Source organism: Helicobacter bilis (assembly GCF_900198365.1).
Classification (GTDB): domain Bacteria; phylum Campylobacterota; class Campylobacteria; order Campylobacterales; family Helicobacteraceae; genus Helicobacter_A; species Helicobacter_A bilis_B.
The window spans coordinates 83255-101402 of sequence record NZ_FZMS01000009.1 but is presented as its reverse complement, the minus strand read 5'-3'; the positions used below and the strand labels follow the sequence as shown (position 1 = coordinate 101402).

Annotated in this window: 15 protein-coding genes and 1 pseudogene; 6 read left to right on the top strand and 10 right to left on the bottom strand. The window is 32.8% G+C overall.

All coding sequences use genetic code 11. The features are described 5' to 3' along the window. Positions 1 to 26 precede the first annotated feature (26 nt). From C6H08_RS01825 to C6H08_RS01775, 10 genes and pseudogenes are all read right to left on the bottom strand, one after another. Positions 27 to 824 carry an enoyl-ACP reductase gene (locus C6H08_RS01825; protein ID WP_005219380.1) on the bottom strand — a complete coding sequence of 266 codons (798 nt, stop codon included), beginning with the start codon at positions 822 to 824 and terminating at the stop codon, positions 27 to 29. Then, positions 821 to 1717, bottom strand: coding sequence for a 4-hydroxy-tetrahydrodipicolinate synthase (dapA, locus tag C6H08_RS01820; protein ID WP_034580690.1), 897 nt, complete (start codon positions 1715 to 1717; stop codon positions 821 to 823). The genes C6H08_RS01825 and dapA overlap by 4 nt, the downstream gene beginning before the upstream one ends. 297 nt (positions 1718 to 2014) lie before the next feature. After that, entirely contained in the window at positions 2015 to 3826 is a 1812-nt protein-coding gene (locus C6H08_RS01815; RefSeq protein WP_052093007.1) for a Na/Pi cotransporter family protein, read from the bottom strand. 233 nt (positions 3827 to 4059) lie between these two features. Continuing rightward, entirely contained in the window at positions 4060 to 4881 is an 822-nt protein-coding gene (locus C6H08_RS01810; RefSeq protein WP_052093005.1) for a 5-methylcytosine restriction system specificity protein McrC, read from the bottom strand. Positions 4882 to 4895: 14 nt separating this feature from the next. Continuing rightward, on the bottom strand, positions 4896 to 5054 hold the full coding sequence (locus C6H08_RS11205) for a hypothetical protein (protein ID WP_158656787.1): 159 nt from the start codon (positions 5052 to 5054) through the stop codon (positions 4896 to 4898). Between the two features lie 9 nt (positions 5055 to 5063). After that, a pseudogene (locus C6H08_RS11200) lies at positions 5064 to 5763 on the bottom strand (McrB family protein); the annotation flags it as partial. Positions 5764 to 5842: 79 nt separating this feature from the next. Beyond that, positions 5843 to 8383, bottom strand: coding sequence for a DEAD/DEAH box helicase family protein (locus C6H08_RS01800; RefSeq protein WP_034580220.1), 2541 nt, complete (start codon positions 8381 to 8383; stop codon positions 5843 to 5845). Continuing rightward, positions 8383 to 10479 (bottom strand): site-specific DNA-methyltransferase, encoded by a 2097-nt coding sequence (locus tag C6H08_RS11740; protein WP_034580221.1) that lies wholly within the window; start codon positions 10477 to 10479, stop codon positions 8383 to 8385. Before C6H08_RS11740 ends, C6H08_RS01800 begins: the two co-directional genes overlap by 1 nt. A gap of 548 nt (positions 10480 to 11027) precedes the next feature. Then, on the bottom strand, positions 11028 to 11651 hold the full coding sequence (gene serB, locus C6H08_RS01780) for a phosphoserine phosphatase SerB (RefSeq protein WP_034565618.1): 624 nt from the start codon (positions 11649 to 11651) through the stop codon (positions 11028 to 11030). Between the two features lie 16 nt (positions 11652 to 11667). After that, positions 11668 to 13641 carry a M3 family oligoendopeptidase gene (locus C6H08_RS01775; RefSeq protein WP_104686080.1) on the bottom strand — a complete coding sequence of 658 codons (1974 nt, stop codon included), beginning with the start codon at positions 13639 to 13641 and terminating at the stop codon, positions 11668 to 11670. An 81-nt stretch (positions 13642 to 13722) separates the two neighbouring features. Between C6H08_RS01775 and C6H08_RS01770 the strand changes: the two genes are divergently transcribed. The 6 genes from C6H08_RS01770 to C6H08_RS01750 all read left to right on the top strand — a co-directional run bounded on the left by C6H08_RS01770 (position 13723) and on the right by C6H08_RS01750 (position 17985). Continuing rightward, complete coding sequence (locus C6H08_RS01770) at positions 13723 to 15303, top strand: sensor histidine kinase (RefSeq protein ID WP_034565617.1); 1581 nt, start codon at positions 13723 to 13725, stop codon at positions 15301 to 15303. After that, on the top strand, positions 15278 to 15988 hold the full coding sequence (locus tag C6H08_RS01765) for a response regulator (protein ID WP_004088607.1): 711 nt from the start codon (positions 15278 to 15280) through the stop codon (positions 15986 to 15988). The genes C6H08_RS01770 and C6H08_RS01765 overlap by 26 nt, the downstream gene beginning before the upstream one ends. Continuing rightward, the gene (locus tag C6H08_RS01760) at positions 15985 to 16758 is read left to right on the top strand and encodes a hypothetical protein (protein WP_034580222.1); all 774 of its coding nucleotides are present in this window, start codon (positions 15985 to 15987) and stop codon (positions 16756 to 16758) included. Before C6H08_RS01765 ends, C6H08_RS01760 begins: the two co-directional genes overlap by 4 nt. Further along, the gene (locus C6H08_RS01755; protein ID WP_052093001.1) at positions 16712 to 16927 is read left to right on the top strand and encodes a hypothetical protein; all 216 of its coding nucleotides are present in this window, start codon (positions 16712 to 16714) and stop codon (positions 16925 to 16927) included. Before C6H08_RS01760 ends, C6H08_RS01755 begins: the two co-directional genes overlap by 47 nt. 610 nt (positions 16928 to 17537) lie before the next feature. Further along, on the top strand, positions 17538 to 17678 hold the full coding sequence (locus tag C6H08_RS11195) for a hypothetical protein (RefSeq protein WP_158656786.1): 141 nt from the start codon (positions 17538 to 17540) through the stop codon (positions 17676 to 17678). A gap of 139 nt (positions 17679 to 17817) precedes the next feature. Then, positions 17818 to 17985, top strand: coding sequence for a hypothetical protein (locus tag C6H08_RS01750; RefSeq protein WP_194145868.1), 168 nt, complete (start codon positions 17818 to 17820; stop codon positions 17983 to 17985). Positions 17986 to 18148 lie beyond the last annotated feature (163 nt).

Below are 18148 nucleotides of genomic sequence, written 5' to 3'. Positions count from 1 at the left end.
AAAATACACACTTTAAAACTTCAATCTTATACGAAAGTTGTGCCACCATCAATTACAATAGTTTGTCCCGTTAGCCAAGAGCTTTGCGTATTATCACAAAGGAAGAATGCAGCCCCTGCTAAGTCATTTGGCGTTCCCATTCTTTTTAATGGACTTTGTTCTTCAACCTTTGCTTTTACCTCATCATAATCTGGGAAAGCTTTTAGTGCATCTGTGTCAATGGGTCCGCCACTCACTGCATTTACGCGGATATTAAACTCGCCTAAATCTTGTGCGGCGTATTTTACCATTGTTTCTACCGCATTTTTAGAGTTACCATGCCCTGCATAGTTTGGCATATAGACAAGATTTCCTGTGGAGCTAAGTGTTACAATATTGCCACCGCCTACTTTTTGCATACGCTTAACTGCCTCTTGTGCACCTACGACAAAGGCTAACACGGTTGCTGTGTAAATATTATTTAACCCTTTAGGCTTTAAACGCATAAATGGTGCAAACCCACCAACAACACTTCGTCCATAAATAATAGCATTTGATATAAAGAAATCCACTCGATCAAAATCTTTATCAATCTGCTCAAATAGCCCTACATACTGCTCTGGCTCTAATACATTAAGCGGATAATATCTTGCCTTGATTTGATACTTAGATTCTAAATCTTGTGCGATTTTTTGTGCTTCCTCTTCATTCTTATTATAAGTAAAAGCTACATTCACACCTTCTCGTGCAAAGCGATAAAGAATAGCCTTGCCGATACCCCGAGTAGCACCACTTATAACCAGAGTCTTGCCTTTCATGTATTCACTTGTAAGTTGTTCTTTCATTTTTGCACCTCATAATGTTGTAAAGTTTTCTCAAGCAACGCTTTGCATTCCTTGCTTGGCTCACACAATGGCAGTCGATATTCCAAAGTAGGGATAAGCCCCTGCAAAAACATCGCCGCTTTAATCGGGATGGGATTGCTTTCAAAAAACAAAGCTTTATTTATATCATAAAGTTTATTAGAAATAGCTAAACTCTCATCATTTTTTTGCTCTATTGCAAAATGACAAAGGTTAGCAATATCTTGTGGGAAAATATTGCCCGTTACTGATACAACGCCACTTCCACCACTGCATAAAATCCCATAATTAAGCGCATCATCACCGCTTAAAATATGCAATCTCTTTTGTGAATTACTCTCTTGCATATTCATAAGTGAATACACTTTATCAAGCATACCACTTGCTTCCTTAATCGCATATATATTTTTTACTGATTTAAAAAGCCTTATTGCTGTTTCTACCTCGATATTACAGCCTGTGCGTGATGGGACATTATAAAGCATAATAGGTATATTTACAGAATCTGCTATTGCCTTATAGTGTCTATAAATGCCCTCTTGCGTGGGCTTATTGTAATATGGGGCAACTGATAATATAGCATCTGCACCACACTTTTCTGCAAATTGTGCTAACTCAACGGCTTCAGTCGTATTATTACTTCCAGCCCCTGCCAATACCTTTATGCCTGTGTTTTTACATGTCTGCACGGCAATTTCTATACACTCTTTATGTTCGCTATGACTCATAGTAGCACTCTCACCAGTTGTGCCTGCTGGCACACATGCGTCCATACCATATTTGATTTGTCGCTTGATAAGATACTCGTAAGTCTGCGTGTCTATTTTTCCATTCTTAAATGGGGTGATTAATGCACTCATCGCACCTAATGGCATATATTCCTCACTTTTCATAGGCAAATAGCCGTTATAATACCTAAAAAATGTTAGAGTTTTGTATATTTTTACTTTTTCTTTGTTTTGTATTAGCTTGTGTAAAAGTGGAATTAAAAAAAATCAAATCCACATTGCTTTAAATGTGAGTTTAGAAGTAAATATATGAAAGTTTATGAACAATAAAGCAAAATTGCAAAAAGATAGCAAAACATGGAATTAAGTGTAAGAAAGCATAGCGATAAATCAAAACTAGAGAATCTGCAAAAAATAAGCGTCTAAAGCAACACTTATTAGCCCCTAATCCTGTATATTTGCTTTGCCAACTGCCTTAATATCTGACATGCCATAGATATGATTTGCCGCACTAATGAGTTCTTTTGCTACATTGTGGATAAATGATAAATCATTCAAAAGCGAAGTGCCATTAGCCGCATTAATTGCATTTTCTTGTATCAGCTTTTCTACGACATTAAAGGCGTCTTTATCCTGTTGTTTAAAAAACTTCTTTTGTTTTTTAAGGTCATCTTTTAGGGCTTCCAGACTTTCTTTTGGTGCGTGTTTAATCTCTTCAATCATACGCAAAAGCTGTCCTAACTCCAAACGCATATCATCATATTCTTTTTGCAATGCAGGATTATTACCTGTTGCATGTTTTTTCATATTTGCTTGTAATAAACCGATATTTTTGGTCGCTTCTGCGATTTTCCTTGAGGCAATCTGTAATACCACAATGCGTTCAACATATTGTGTTTCATTTGCAAAAGTTTGTAACTTTGTAGAAAAGTCCATGATTGCATTAAATAATACTTTAATTTGCGTGTTGTAAAGCTCGGTAACATTAAAGGTTTGCTTAAACCAGTCTTTATTATTTTTTATCTCATCAAACTCTTTTGTGGAGCGAATGTCTGCTCTAGAGAATCCTATCGTATGAGAAATGATTGCAAACGCATTATCATAGAGATGCTTGACTTCATTATCAAGTGCTTCAAGCGCAGTATCTTTATATGGCAATATGCTATCATTGATAAATAAAGGCACATTCTCGCCTGTATTGTGTCCTTTTAAAGTTTTAGTGAGAAAGTTAGCAATCTTTGGTATAAATGCGATAAGTAACACAACACCAAAAAGGTTAAAAAGCGTATGAAATACGGCAAGTCTAAGAATAGAATCTTGCTCCAAGCCAATAGCATCAGAAATCGCATTATTTATCATCACAAAGTAGTTAAAAAACACTGCGACAATAAACACGGTCGTAAAGTTAAAAATACAATTTGCAACCGCTAATCTTCTCCCCTCAATATTTGTGCTAATTGAAGCCACAAGAGCAGTTACCACCCCACCAACACTTGTGCCAAGCACCGCAGCTAAAGCCTGCTCATAGCCTATCTGCTGCTCAAAATATGCGGTAATAATGATCGCAAGTGTAGCATGTGAGCTTTGAATAATTGAAGTAATCAATGCGCCTATAAAAAGGAAGCCAAGCACCGCCTTATAACCCTCAAACTCATATTGAGATAAGTCCATAACATCTTTAAAACCCTCAAAACCAGCCTTAATATAAAACACGCCTAAGAAAAAGAAGCCAAGCCCCGCTAGAATCTTACCCACACCTTTATAGAGTAAATTGCTTTGAAAGTTAAAAAGCAAACCACCGACAATAAGCGGCAGGGCAAGTGATGAAATGCTGATTGAAGAAGCCCCAGCGATAAGCCATGAACCAGTCGTATTGCCAAGATTTGCCCCAAACATCACGCCAATACCCTGTATCAAAGTGATTAAAGAGGCACTCACAAATGAGATAGATAAAACTGAAACAAGGCTTGATGACTGCATAAGCGTGGTAACGATCGTGCCAAATATTACGCTACGAAGCGATGTCTTTGTGGAATTTGTAAGTGTTTTTTCCAAAAATCCACCAGAAAATGCCTTAAACCCATCGCCTAAAAAAAGCATACCAAAAAGCAAAATAGCAACCCCAGCACATAATTTTCCAAGCTGCTCATTCACTGACAACGCATAGATTACAATAATCACCATTATAGTTATAGAATATTGTCGTATTAAAGATTGAAACCTAGCCAACATAGCCACACCACCATAATTTAACATTACATATAGTCATAAAGCTGTCATTATATCGAATTTTTTGTAATTATTGCTTGAATTTTTTATGAGTTTGCATTGTGTTTAGAATTTAAAGTTTGTTTTTTGTGATTGTTTGTCTATTTTGTAAAAATTATTTCTAATCCATCATGCATAATGGAGCAAAGGCAAGGGATATAGAAATGCTAGATTCTGGCATAGCATCTTTATTTTGATTAGAATCTAGCTTTATAGAATCTTTACTGGATTCTGCATTTTTTATTTTTCCATAACTCTTCTATGTCTTTTGTTCTTTCACATTGTGGATAGATAAGCACTGCACTAACTTTTTTAGATTCTAAGCGATACTTACTCGCATACGCCCACATTTGATAGAGATCGCTTTGTGAGATTCCATATTTTTTCTCACTAGAGTTAGAATCTGGGATTTTCCACTTTGTATCTACAGTGATAATTCTATCCTTACTACGCATTATAATATCAGGCTTTAAGCAAAATATATTGTTTTTATTCTCATCTTGTAGTAGATATTTTCTACTCTCTTGTGTTTTTACTTCAAAGCCTTTAGCACATTTTTTAAGCCAGAATCCCACAAAAGATTCAAAAAGTTTTTCCATCGGGAATAAAAATGCGATCGCCTTATCGCTTCCAACATAAGGGCTAAAAGCTTTTTGTCCTAAAAATACCTTGCACCACAATATAATCATTTTATATTCTTTAGCCCTACCCATATTATTACATTTTATAAAGTCAGATTCTATATTCTCACTCGAGCTAATATCAGCAAAGATAAATCGCATAGAATCTAGCTTTGTTTGTGTGCTAGGGCTAAGGCTTAAGCGTGATAGAATATGAAGTGTTGATTGTATCAGGCGGTTTGGGGTTATGTCTTGTGTGTATTCATCACTACTTGTGAAAAATCTCTCTTTATGGATAAGATTTTGTGTGATATGTTCTTTAAGCTCTAATTTACCTTTAAGGAATACCCTATTTTGTGTCATACAAAGATAATCGCTTTTTAGTCCAGCTTTGATGAGTTTTTCACATTCATTCAAAAACATACGCACAAAAATTTCTACAAATGGTTGTGCTTTTCATCACTAGCAAAGTCTTTTAGCTCATTAAAAATCTTTTGTGCTTTTTGCTTAGAATCTTTTGTCTTACAATATTCTAAAGTCTTTTGTATATCTTCTACTCCAAAGCTTTGATATTCAGCGATATAAAGTGTAGGCACAGATTCGCCTTAGCTAGATTCTGCGTTGTTATAAATTGTTTGAAAAGTTTCAATATCCCACTTGCTAGAATCTGTGATTGTCCATATTTTCTTTTCACTATCTACAAAATCATCGCTTAAAGAAATTTTCATATCACTCATTGTTTTAGATTCTAGCATTCCGTTATTATTCAGCACAGCATTTATCTTGGCATAATCATCATAGAAATATTCTTGTAAAAGCGGTAGAATCTTATTTTTAAACACTGCTTGTAAATCATTAAGATTTTCTACATCTATAAAAAAATGCGTGTCCTATGCTTCTCTCTCTATCAAGCAAAAATTCTATGCGGGTATTCATCGCTTCTAATAGCTTTTGTAAATCTATCTCGCCATTTTCACAAGAGATTTTTTCCAGCTTGTTAGAATCTGGTAACATTTCTATAAACTCAAATCGCCTACGCAATGCAGTATCAAGCAATGCGATACTTCTATCAAGCAGTATTCATCGTGCCGATAATGTAGGGATTATTTGGCACACTAAAAGGCTCTTGGCTATAGGGCAGCTTCACTTCACGGGCTTCTTTTTCACCTTTCGTTTGCTAGGCTCTAGCAAGGTAATAAGCTCTCCTAGAATCTTAGAGATATTTCCACGATTGATTTCATCAATGATTAGGATAAAGGGTTTTTGTGTATTATCTTCTGTGGTTTCAATTTTGGAATTTTTTATATATACGCTCTAAAATCTGTGCAGGTTTAATGCGTGTGAGTTCATAATGTATAGGTTTTATCGCGTTTATTAGCAATCTTTATTTCTGCTTATTTAAAAACCCATCAAATTCATCAATAAATGTTTGATTTTTGCTTATATCTTTATTTATAAAAAATGGTAAAGATTCTAATGTCAATATTTGATTTGTATCTGTGTTAATCTTTTTGCCCTTTAGCATTGCTAGAAAATCCTCTTTCCAACTATCTTTAGGAGCTAAATGCTCACCCTTTGTTTCCATAAAACATTGAATGCTTAAAAATTTGTTATCCTCTTCATCTTTTCTTTTACCAAAGAAAATAAAATCAGGCTCAAAGCCCATTCCATAAGTTACTTCATTTACGCGATTATCATAAATTTTAAATTCTTTAAATCCCTCATTTCTTATAATAAACCATTGAGAAAACATCTTATCAATATCATTTTTTCTGCTCTCTATAAATTCCAAAAATTCTCTTTCTAGCTTACTATCATAACAAAATGTCTTATGATATAGCCAAGCAAATTGAGAATCTTCAAAATTATCATCATTTTTAAAGATTATTCTATCGCTTATATTAAATTTATGAGACTGAAACTCACTTACTTCATATTCTTGCTTGATACTTTGCTTTAAGGATTTAAAATTTTCCAAAACATACTTTGCTATTTCAAGTTTATTTTCCACATTAAATGTTTGTTTTTTTGAAAAGCATACATATATTTTTTTTAAATAATTTTCTATAAAATCCCTTTTGCTTTTAAAGTCAAGATTCTCATTAATTTCTTTAAAACTAAGCCCTAACATATTCATTGCTTTAAGAAAATATTTAGTATCTATAAATTCAAGTGTTGAAGAGTTTTGTAAATCATATTCTTCTTTCACAATCTCAAATTTCTCTTCACTTTCTTTTATGGAGTTTGAAAAAAGTGGAATTTGTAGTCCTTTTATTTTCTGCTTTATTTCAAATGGTGTAAAAGGAAGTGTTAAATCCCCTCTTCTAATCCTTTTATTATTGGCATAATAAATTTTGTTATTATTAATAATAGGCTTTATCTTTTCATTGACAATTAAATCTACACGCTTTTTTTCTTCTTCAAATAGCAAGCCTTGCTTATTCATACTTTCATTAAGATTTTCAATAAATGCAACATCATTAATGGTATGATAACTTAGTCTCTCTAATGCGTTTAGCTCATTATCTAAGTCGTTATCATATTTTCTTACATAAATAGAATCACTATCAAGCTCAAATGAGTGGTCTTTAAAGGGATAATATCTAGCACCTCTTCCTATGAGTTGCACTTCCTTAGTCGTAATAGCTTTGCTAACTTTACTACCCCCAAGTCTAACTATATCAAAAAGGTTTAGCACATCCCAACCCTCATTGAGTTTATCTACTGAAAAAATCACTCTTATTTCATTGCTTGTATCCTCCAAAGTATTTAATAATACTTGATTTTTTTCAAGCTCTTTTTCATCATTTGTATTTAATATATACAATGATTTAAAATTATTCTTTAAAAAGTTGATAATGCTATTTGCATACGACAAGCCATATTCTCTTTTAAAAAATTCTAAGCTTTTATGTAAAAGCTCACTCTCTTTGTTAATACTTTCATAAAAGCTACTTATTTGAGAAGTTTCTAAATTTTCTAAAAAATTTATAAAAAACTTTTCATTTTGCTTTGATTCATTTATAGATTCACTTTTATACATTATTACAGGTTTTAGTATTATATTATGCTTTTGTGCGAGTAGCTCTCTATAAAGGCTTGTTAGCATACTTCCTAAGATTCTATACTCTAAAGTTTCATTGTTATATTTTGTTAGAAATATCCGTTTAGAATAGCCGTCTTTGCAAAACTCTTTTAAAGCATATTCATAAATTATTTTATTTGTATATTTTTCTAAAACATTAGCCTCTTGTGGTATCGTAGCACTAAATTCAAATAATAAATTTTCTTTATTGCTTTCATAAGCCTTTGTTATGATTGTCTCCCAACCCTCTTTATTTTCCTTTTCACTTTTACTTTTAGTATCACTATTTAAATGATGTGCTTCATCAGCTAATAACACAATCTTTTTATCCACTAAATCACTAAAGCTTAAAGAATTTTCCTTTTCATTTTTAAACAAAGAGTATAGAGCCTGTATAGTCGTAAAATGTATATTGATACATTCATCTTTACTTTCACTTAGATTATTAATAATATTAATCTCTACATTTTCAGAATCTATATTGATACTCTCTTTAAAAAGGTATTTACTTGAATATTTATCAGCAAAATTCGCCTTAGTTTTTTCCAATATAGAATTAGTATTTACAAAGAAAATAAAATCTCTATATCCCCTTTTATAGCAGTCAAGTATTAAAGCCGCCATTATCAGCGTTTTCCCACTGCCTGTTGCCATATTAAACATTAAATGATTTTGTTTTATAGAATCTATGTTAGCATAATAATATTTCAGTGCTTTTTCTTGGTAGATTCTTAACTCTTTGGATAAATTTTCTTTGATATAAAAAGGTATCTCTATATCTTCCAACCCTCTTTTTCCAAACTCTTCTAGTAAGGTCTCATATAACTTTTTATTAAACATTATTTTCCTTTTTTGTCATTGCGAGATTTTGCGTTAGCAAAATCGTGGCAATCCCCATAAAAGATTCTATTTAGCTCTATTGTTTCATCGCTTATTGCATAATCCTCATCTTCTATATCCCCATACAGCACATAGTCCATATTAGAATCTAAAATGTTTAGTAAAACTTCTTTTTTATTTTTTAAATCTAATTCTTTAAACTCTTTATCTTTTAAAATACTATCTAAATCTATACGATAATCCAAAAAAGCTTTAGATTCTAAATCTTTGTAAATAGAATCTAGCATTTTTTCATCATTTATATTTTTTATTCTCTCTTTATATATTGCATTTAAAGGCATAAGCTCTGCATAGATAAAGCTTCCGCCTCCTTGCCAATCTACCGCTTTGCTAATCCCCCCTTGCTCCCCATTTATCACTTTTTTAAGTCGCTCTTTTGTGATAGATTCTATATACTCCATTTGTTCAATCCCTATAAATTGCCTTTTCATTTTCATAGCTACTGCTAGAGTCGTTCCACTTCCTGCGAAAAAGTCCATTACTAAATCGTTTTCATTTGTAGATATTTCTATAATTCTTTGAAGTAAAAATTCGCTTTTTGGATATGAAAAAGAATCTCTACCCAACATTTGCTTAATGTGTTCTGTTCCCCTTTCATTTACAAATTCCCTATTATCCCAAATACTTCTTTGCCTTTTTAGAGATAACCTATTTTTTTGAACTATCATAAATCCGCCATCTTGTTTTCTCTTGCCTTTTATTTGGGTATTTAAAAATTTTTCTGCTTTTTCTTTTCCCCAACGCCACACGGTATCAATATCTTGCGATTTAAGAGGATACAACTCTATAAAATTATTTTTTGATTCTAGTGAAATTTCAAGTAATTCATTTTCATCGGCATTATTTGGATTTATATAGAATGGATAATACAAGTTAGGGCGATTTTCCTTATTAAATCGTATATTTCTGTTTCTCAATTCCATTAAATTAAATCCACCATTTTCATCGCTAAATTGAAACTTTTTGTCTTTATCTTCAATTTGATAAAGCTCTGTCAATAATGTTTTTCCATAGATTAAAAGATAATCGTGTGTTTTTGCTATTCCCCCATAATCCCTACCGCCACGATTTACGATAACAGGGCAACACCCTACAAAATTATCTCTCCCAAAAATCTCATCCATTAGCACTTTTAAATATGCCTGTTCGTTGTCATCACATTGTATAAATATCACGCCATCATCTCTTAAAAATTCCCTTGCAATCTCAAGGCGATTTTTCATAAAGGTAAGCCAAGTAGAGTGGTTAAAGTTGTCATTATAATTAAAGCTATCATTGCCTGTATTATACGGCGGGTCAATATAAATAAGTTTTATTTTATTTGCAAACTTCTTTTTTAAAGAGTGCAAGGCTAAAAGGTTATTGCCTTTGATTAAGAGATTAGCCCCTGCTTTTAAGCTATTTTTAAGCTTATCGTTGTCTCTCTCGTTTTGCGTGCTAGAATCTTGCTTAGAATCTTGGCATTCTAAGATTGTGAGTGAATTTTTGGGGTTATGCAAGGTAAGCGAATGAGGCGTATTAGACATACGCCGCAATGAAGCGTCCGCCGCATTCCCCGAAAAGTCGCCACAAGCTGAATGCCCTATGAGTTCAAAGTTTTGTAAAGCTTTTCTTGCAAATAGCACATCTATTTCATCTTTTGCTAAAATCTCATTGAAAAATATCTCTTTAGTCTTTTGCTTCTCATCTTTACTTTGTCCGCCTTTTAGAACGCCATCTTTGTAAGCAAAATTTAGCACGACTTCATTGTTTGTTTTTAAAAAGCTTTTTGTTTTAAATCCTAGTCCTATTTTATTTGTATAACTTGTGAAGCTACCGCTTAAATTTCTAAGGTCTAAAAAGGTTAAAAAGTCATTAAGCTTAAAAATATAAGTGTTATTTCGCATAATAAAGAATCTATTCTTAAACTCATCTTTGTATGTGCTTTGGTCTAAAAGATAACAAAACAATTTTTCATCATAGCTTTGTGCTAAATTTCTAATATGATTTAAAGTTTCAAAGCGATTTTCTAAATCTTGCAATAATTCATTTTTCATACATTCTCCTGCTTGTAGTGTTATTTATAGAATCTTGCTATCTATATGTTTAGCCATGTTTATATTTTAATAAAAGCATAAGTATAGCTAATATATCTTTAAATCATCTTTTATAGTCTTTTGTTTTGTGAATAGTATTTTAAATTATAGTGAAGTGTTTTAGCGTAAATAGTGATAAATAATGCTATAAGTAATCTAAAAAAACAGCTTAAAGGATAGGCAAAAAGAAATGGAAATTATGGAATATACATGGAATCAAATAATAGTGTGGATTAATGCTCTTGCTATGATAGGTAATTTTTACACTTCTTTTATAAACAATACAAAATCTTAAAAGAAGAAAAAGAAAAAGAAAGCAAACGAAAATAAAAGCAAGTATAATCGCCTTTTTGGTTGCCATTCTTTACCATAGGAGGTGAGTTTTATCCATGTCTTTTAAATGCGTGAATAACTTCACTAGGTGTTATGCTTCTTATGGTTTTTTGTAAGATTCTAAAAACTACAATTATGTAAAGATCGAGAATAACTAGATTGCAAAGTAGAATCATCTAGTCTATAATCTCTAGCACTTCTCTTAAGTCTTTTGTATCAATGCAATGTGTAGCACTCTTTTTTAATATATCTTTCGCACAGAATGCGATCTTTGTATCAGCATAAGCAAACATGGATAAATCATTTGCACCATCACCAATGACCGCACAATCTTTAGAAGTTAAGCCCAAAACACCTTGCAAGTTCTGCAACATATTACCCTTAGAATCTGCAAACATCATATCCCCGCCAACTCTTCCTGTAAGTTTAGAATCTTTATGGTGCAAGATATTGCTAAAAGTAGCATTTAGTCCTAAAATCGGTTTGAAATATTCTGTAACAATGCGAAATCCACCACTAAAGCAAACAACAATATGCCCCCTTTTTCTTAGCTCTTTTACGCATTCAATAGCCCCTTGCATGAGATGAAAATCGTTTTCTACACTCTCTTGGACTAGACTTAAAGGCATATTCTCTAAAAGCGCCACTCGCTTTAACAGACTTTCAAAAAAGTCAAGTCTGCCCTCCATAGCTTCTCTAGTGATATAGGCAACAGCAGATTCTACCTTATATCGCTTTGCAAAAATGTCAATACTCTCGCCATCCATAAGCGTTGAATCAAAATCAAAAACAACAAGCATAATACTCCCTTATATGTTATAGTCTCGTGCTATTGAGTAAATCTTCAAATTCACTCAAAAGATTCTTTACTTCATTCATACCGATTTCCCAAAATGCACTTTCATTGACATCAAATCCAAAGGTAAGGATTAAATCTCTTGGGCTTTTACTACCACCAGCACTTAAGAAATCTATGTAAGTTTGTATAAATTTTTCTTTATCTTCACTTCTTTTATAAAGTCCAAAAAGTGCTAAAACCAAAAGCTGTCCATAAGAATAAGCATAACAATAAAATGGCGAATGGATAAAATGCGGGATATAGCTCCACCATTTTGCATATTTTTTTGTCAAATGCACGCTATCGCCAAACATTTTTTTATTTTCATCAAGCCAGATTCTATCAAAATCTTCACTTTTTAGCTCTCCCTCTCTTTCATGGATTGCCCTCTCAAAGTTTGTCATTACAATCTGTCTAAATAGAGTTGAAAAAATATCTTCAATTTTACCTGCATATATATCAAGCAATTCTCTGCCTTTTAAGGTCTTTTTCATGCTATCAAATAAAAGCATTTCAGCAAATACTGAAGCAGTCTCTGCGGTTGTAAGCGGTGTGTCGTGGTTTAGTGTGCCTTGAATCTTGCTTAGTTCCTGATGGATTGCATGTCCTAATTCATGTGCGATTGTAAAAGCATCGCGTCTATTGCCTGTGAAGTTTAGCATAACATAGGGGTGAGCACTTGGCACACTTCCATGACTAAATGCCCCGCCTCTTTTTGCGGGTTTTGGGTGAGAATCTATCCAGCCATTAAAGATAGCTTCTTTTGCAATCTCATAGAATCTTGGGCTAAATTTATAAAAAGATTCTAATGTATCATACAAGGCGTCTTGAAACTCGACTTCCGCTTTTTTAGAGTTTTCCTTAGTAAGTCCTAATGGTGCATAGCGATCGTAATCTTTAAGTTTATGTCCTAAAAGTTGTGCTTTTACGCGATAGTATCCATGCACGAGATTCATATTCGCATTGACACAATCAATCATGCTATCAACGCTTTCTTGTGTCGTTTGATTGCTAATATGACGGAAAGATTCTGGCTTTTCATAGCCCCTTAGATTCTGTGTTATAGCGACATCTTTACGCACCATATTTAAAATGTAGGTTAATAAATGAGAGTTTTTACGCAAACCTTTTGTAAAGTTTTTTTGTGCGAGTTTTCTTAGCTTTCTATTCCTTACATGTAAGAATCCTAGTATCTCTTCTTCGCCTATCTCTTCATCATTCATTACGCCTTTAAAACGCATATTTGCAAAACTCTCATCAAATAATCTTTTGAAAGCATCAACGCCAACAGGCGATACATTCAGCAATATTTGCTCTTCTTTTAAGCTGAGTTTATATTTCTTATTTGCTTCAATAGTTTGTAAGAAAAAGGCGTATTTTTCATTTGCTTTTATAAATTCATTCATTTTAGTAGAATCTAAGTCAGCAAACTCAAGCTCAAAAAACATAACCTTTGCATACATAGCATTGCATTTCATTTCATAATCAGCATATAATGCCCCGTATTTCTTACTATCTATGGCAAATTTTAAAAAGACATAGGTCATAATAGAGCCTAAGCCTTCACTAAATGAATCATAAGTTTGCAATGCTTTAGAAAACTCTTCAGCTTTGAGTGTAGATAGCTTCCCTGCATAGCTATCATTGAAAGTTTGCAATTTTTTATCAAGCTCTTTTGCGAAAGATTCTAAAGATTCTTCATCTTTAAAAAGTGCGTTTAAATCAAAATCAAGTGTTTTTGGTAAAGCCTTTTTTTCAACAATTTTTGTCTTTTTATCACTGATTTTAGAATCTTTAGGCTTAGAATCTTGCTTTTTATCTTTTGGGGATTTTAAGTCTTTTTTATCCCTACTTAACTCATCTGGTGCTACTTTTTCTTTTTTTAGAATCTCTTTTGTGCCTTTGTCCTTAGTTTCTGTGCTTTCCTTATTCTTCATGGAATCTTTTGCCATAGCCATACCCTTTTAGTAAAATCTTATAATCTACATTATAATATGTTATAGTTTTGTTTTAGCTTAAAATAGGGTTGCAATATGCAAAGTCATAATCAATTTGGTATAGCAAATAGTATGGGTAATAGCCGTTTGGGCTTTACCTTTTATGCGAAGTTTCTGCCCTTTGTTTTTTCTGTCGGGCTTTTTACATTATTTCTTGTCGCATATTTATCGATTAAGGGGTTAAAAGATGATTTTGATGGGAGTGTGCCAGAACCACTAAGTGAATTAAGCCTATTAAATGACTTTCAAAGTCAATATATGCTTGAAACAATTGATATACTACAAGATAATCCAAAAGGGACTAAAACCTATGCTACAAGCTTTTATCAATGGAGTCTTTATAAAAATCTCTCACAATCTTTGAGTGAGCAAAGGGGTGTGTTTAGCTTTTTAAGACATATTTATAAAACTACTTTTTTAACAAAACAAAATGAAATGATTCTAGCATATCAAAAGAAAAAGCAACAATTAGTGGAAGAAGTAGAAAAAACCATTACCCTTGAGGCAGCAAATATCCTAAAAGCAGATAGAGATCTCTTATACGAACATGCAAAAAAGGTAAATAGCATTAGTGCAAATATCATTAATACACAAGTTGCCCTGCATACACTTGAAAAAGAGGTAACAGATCATTTTCATAACGCAACGATAGGGCTATTGTGTATGATAACGCTGCTTGTATTTATTATTGTTGTATGTATTTATATTGTTGTGATTGGTTTTATCCGCCGATTAAATCAGTATTTAGAAGAGCAGTTTAATAATGCAACGGCAGATTTACGCAAATTAAACGCACATTTGCAAAATGAAATCGCAAAAAAAGTCGAAGATATACGCAAAAAAGATATAGCCATATACGCACAATCAAAACTTGCAGCAATGGGAGAAATGGTGCAAAACATCGCACATCAATGGAGAAATCCGCTCAATTCACTAGGCTTAGTCATGCAAGATATACAACAAAAATTTAATAAAAACTCTCTTACAAAAGAGATATTAAATAAGCATATAACAACCTCTCTAGCACTCGCAGATAATATGAGTAATACCATTGATATTTTTCACAATTTCTTCCGCTTAGACAATAGTTTTGAAAACTTTGACATAAAAGATGCAATTCATGAAGTAGTCATTATTTATGAGCCATTATTACAAGCCTTAAACATACAGATTCATATCGAATATGACACACAAGAAGAATATAGAATCTTTGGTAATAAACATGCGTTTATGCAGATTGTGCTTGTGCTACTTGGCAATATAAAAGATGTATTTACTGAAAGAAAGATAAAAAATCCGCATTGCTTTATCGCACTTGAGAAAAAAGATTCTATCCTGCATTTAGATATATATGATAATGCGGGTGGGATTAATCCACATATTATTGATAGAATCTTTGATATTTATGTTACAACAAAAAAGATGGGAACAGGCATAGGACTCTATATGGCAAAAGAAATGCTAACAAAATATTTACAAGGCAATATATACGCAAGAAACATTACCTTTAATTGCGATGGGGATTATTGTAAAGGGGCATTATTTGTGCTAGAATTGCAGCTTAGTGACACGATGGAGGGAGAAGTCGGCGATGAACGAGAGATTAAAAGAGATTGAGATTCTAAAACAGCTCACAATCCTTTATGCAGAAGATGACTATACAGCAAGGCAAACACTTGCTTCAATATTGGAGGATTATTTTGGCAATGTTATGGTTGCAAAAGATGGGTTAGAAGCATGGGAGATATTTCAGGCAAATCATATTGATATTGTTTTGACAGATATTGTCATGCCACGCTTTGATGGCATAAAGCTTATGCGACAGATTCGCTACAATGCAAAGAAAGATATACCTATTGTGCTTATTAGTGCTTTGACAGAGACGCATTACTTTCTTGAGGCGATTAAGCTTGGTTGCAATGGCTATTTATTAAAACCTATAAAGATAGATGAGCTGACAGACACACTGCATAATGCGGTATTGCCCTTTGCACAAAATAAAATTATTGAAATGCAAAATCAATTACTTCTAGCCTTAAATACACTTTTTGGTGGTAAAAAGGTAGAAATCGTGCAGTATCTCTTCACACATTGTGATAATGAACAAATCTTTTATGGCACACATGATGAGATTGCTGAACATTTAAATACGACACGACAAACTGTGGCGCAATGCTTTAAAGATTTAACTCAAAAAGGTTTGCTACAAAAGATTCGAAACAAAGCCTATAAACTAGGACATATAGAAGATTTTACACATACAACCATATTAGAATCTAATTACGATGAGGAGCAAATATGAAGCTATCATCTTTCTTTACACAACCTTTTAATCATCTAAGATTCCATAAAGGCTATTGCTTTCAGTTAAATGCTTTTTCAAATGCTTTTTATAGAATCTTGAATAAAATCTCTCAAATACTTGCCCTACTCTTCATGTTACTCTTAAGCACTTTTTCATCTATATATGCAAAGGATACTGAAAAAGGGCTTAAAAACTCACAAGAAAAAGTTACAGAAGCAAATGGCTTAATAGGCATACCAGAAGATGATAGAAAAACAGAAGTATTTAATCATGATCTTTATATATTGCCCTATTTTCATGCACAAGTTGGCATGGGTGCAGCTAATACAGAAAAAATAGCACAAAAAAATAGCACAATTACAGAATCTACTATCCCGACATTTATGATTGGCGTAGGCTTTCAACAGCAATATTATATGTTAGGTGTAAATATGGGCTATAAAATACAGCTATCCTATGAAGTCGGCGTAAAATCTCTTGGTGAAAATACGATGGCATTCCGCAGTGGTGGGGCATTTTTCCAAATCCATGCGGGATACAAATATGTCTTACCACATATAAATATTGGCTATGAAATGCTCTCTGTTGGCAATGATTTTCTCCCAAGCTCAAAGGAAGAAGTCATCTATGCAGATAAAGGCATGGCATTTGGTTATGGGCTAACATTCCTATTAAACCGCTATAATGCACTCGAACTTAGCATAAGGCACTCAAAAATCTATGGCAACAAACCCCGACTTCTCTTTAACTATGAGTTTAGATTCTAATAATATGTGCAGTATTTATGATTCTCGTCCTAGTATTTGCAGGGTGGATATAATGTTTGAAAAAGTGTATTTCAAGCATTATAGTAAGGAAGAGTTTTACAGGCTAAATGTAGAAGCTTGTAGGGCTTTGCAGGAAAAAGAGTTGGTAAGAGATGAGTTAAGATTGTAGAAATTTTGATTTATTTTTTACTCAGTTGTGTTTAAGAAAGGATAAATTATGGCATTACCATTATTAGCTGCTGCGGCTGCTACAACGATAAAGATTGGAATTGACATAATGATAAAAAAAGGTCGATAGATTTATCTTTTAACATAAAAAGGAGATGTTATGGCGTTACCAGTAATAGTTGCAGGAATAATTGCAAGTAAAGTGGCACAGATTGGCGTTGAAGCATTATTGAAAAAATAGTGTTTCTTAGTAGAAATCGTTTATATTTGAATATGAAAGGATAGATTATGGCATTACCAATGTTAGCTGCAGCAGCCATTTCAATGGTTGTAAGTAAAGCAGCAGCATCTGCAATAGATTCTATTTTGGATTAAGCAATAAGTTTATTAATAGTGATATAAGGAGAAAACATGCCATTACCATTTTTGGTAGCGGCACTTCCTATGGTAGCTGGTGCTGTGGCAGGAGCGGCTGCTCGAAGTGTTACTAAAAAAGTGCTTAAATAAAAGTATCTTTATATAGCAAAGCTAAAGGTTTAGGGTTTTAGGTATGCAAATGAGTTCAATATTATTGTTTGCATTATGATTGATTTTTAAGTAAGGAGAATATTATGGTAGTTGGTTTGACAAAAGGCGAGGGTCCTTGGGGACCATTTGAAACGGATAATCCAGTGGTAGAATACTCAATAGCTGGTGCCATAATACTTGGTGCTGCTGGGCTTTGCTGGAGAACTATCACGGGTGGAAAATAATCCCCCCCCCCCCCATTTATATGTGAAATAAAGCTAGAATGCTAGATACTTCACTTGCTACAATTTCATAGCATTTATAAGGTTTAATTTCACATTTTTAAACACTAATATAAACGATGCGGTTTTATTAGCCATTGCCATGCGTAATAAAATGAATGATGGTAATATAAGGGTTATTCTCACGCTATTTAACTCAAAAGAAAAAAAGATTATAACTACACCTAATACAAAAGCTTATATTGTAAAAACGCTAGATTCTGATTTAGAGCAAAGTTTTGGTGATAAAGAAATGCTTGTGCTTGAATAATCACTTTAGAATCATTTCATTATAACACGAGATTATAGCTACTTGCTTTGTATCTAAAGAGATAAAAACTCTTTTTAGATATACTAAGCTTTGCAAGATTAAGATTCACAAAAATTTACATTTTATACGCCAGGTTATTTTCATATATTTTCAAGTTTTGCTT

Bases quoted from the DNA above. Each gene is read 5' to 3' on its own strand.
- C6H08_RS01825 (WP_005219380.1), bottom strand. From the start codon at position 824: ATGAAAGAACAACTTACAAGTGAATACATGAAAGGCAAGACTCTGGTT.
- dapA (WP_034580690.1), bottom strand. From the start codon at position 1,717: ATGCCATTAGGTGCGATGAGTGCATTAATCACCCCATTTAAGAATGGA.
- C6H08_RS01815 (WP_052093007.1), bottom strand. From the start codon at position 3,826: ATGTTAAATTATGGTGGTGTGGCTATGTTGGCTAGGTTTCAATCTTTA.
- C6H08_RS01810 (WP_052093005.1), bottom strand. From the start codon at position 4,881: ATGTTTTTGAATGAATGTGAAAAACTCATCAAAGCTGGACTAAAAAGC.
- C6H08_RS01800 (WP_034580220.1), bottom strand. From the start codon at position 8,383: ATGTTTAATAAAAAGTTATATGAGACCTTACTAGAAGAGTTTGGAAAA.
- C6H08_RS11740 (WP_034580221.1), bottom strand. From the start codon at position 10,479: ATGAAAAATGAATTATTGCAAGATTTAGAAAATCGCTTTGAAACTTTA.
- serB (WP_034565618.1), bottom strand. From the start codon at position 11,651: ATGCTTGTTGTTTTTGATTTTGATTCAACGCTTATGGATGGCGAGAGT.
- C6H08_RS01775 (WP_104686080.1), bottom strand. From the start codon at position 13,641: ATGGCAAAAGATTCCATGAAGAATAAGGAAAGCACAGAAACTAAGGAC.
- C6H08_RS01770 (WP_034565617.1), top strand. From the start codon at position 13,723: ATGCAAAGTCATAATCAATTTGGTATAGCAAATAGTATGGGTAATAGC.
- C6H08_RS01765 (WP_004088607.1), top strand. From the start codon at position 15,278: ATGAACGAGAGATTAAAAGAGATTGAGATTCTAAAACAGCTCACAATC.
- C6H08_RS01760 (WP_034580222.1), top strand. From the start codon at position 15,985: ATGAAGCTATCATCTTTCTTTACACAACCTTTTAATCATCTAAGATTC.
- C6H08_RS01755 (WP_052093001.1), top strand. From the start codon at position 16,712: ATGGCAACAAACCCCGACTTCTCTTTAACTATGAGTTTAGATTCTAAT.
- C6H08_RS11195 (WP_158656786.1), top strand. From the start codon at position 17,538: ATGGTAGTTGGTTTGACAAAAGGCGAGGGTCCTTGGGGACCATTTGAA.
- C6H08_RS01750 (WP_194145868.1), top strand. From the start codon at position 17,818: ATGCGTAATAAAATGAATGATGGTAATATAAGGGTTATTCTCACGCTA.